The organism is Enterococcus raffinosus (genome assembly GCF_001886185.1).
In the GTDB taxonomy this organism is placed as follows: domain Bacteria; phylum Bacillota; class Bacilli; order Lactobacillales; family Enterococcaceae; genus Enterococcus_A; species Enterococcus_A raffinosus.
Window position 1 is genome coordinate 1 of record NZ_JXLA01000129.1, and the last position, 455, is coordinate 455.

Annotated in this window: 1 protein-coding gene; it reads left to right on the forward strand. The window is 38.7% G+C overall.

Annotated features, from left to right (window positions below):
• A partial coding sequence (locus RV13_RS20595) for a peptidoglycan amidohydrolase family protein (protein ID WP_282957011.1) occupies positions 1–455 on the forward strand: 455 nt, incomplete at both ends.

Below are 455 nucleotides of genomic sequence, written 5' to 3' on the forward strand. Positions count from 1 at the left end.
GATGTAATTATTTGGGGGAAAAAGGGTTATTCTGCAGGAGCAGGCGGTCATACTGGTGTAGCACTAGATAATCAAAATTGGATTGAATGTACGGGTTGGAAGATGACTACAATCATTTCAAATCATGATCAACGTTGGGTAATGGCCGGATGTCCTTATTTCTATGCTTATCGTTTAAAAAGTCAAGGTGGTAATGCAGCAAATCCTAATCCAACACCGCAGCCTACTGGAAAGAAAAACGGAATTGCAATCGATAATGTATCCAAAGATCAAGCAGTTAAGATGGTTCAACGGATTCAAACACGGTATGCTTGGACATTGCTTCGAGATCAAGTGAAGCGAGTGTTGCAACCAAATAAAGTTTATACGCTAGTTATTTCTTGTGACAGCAAATGGAAATATGAAAATGCAGTAAATCGCTTGAAGCAAGAACTAAAGTCATACTATCCAACTTA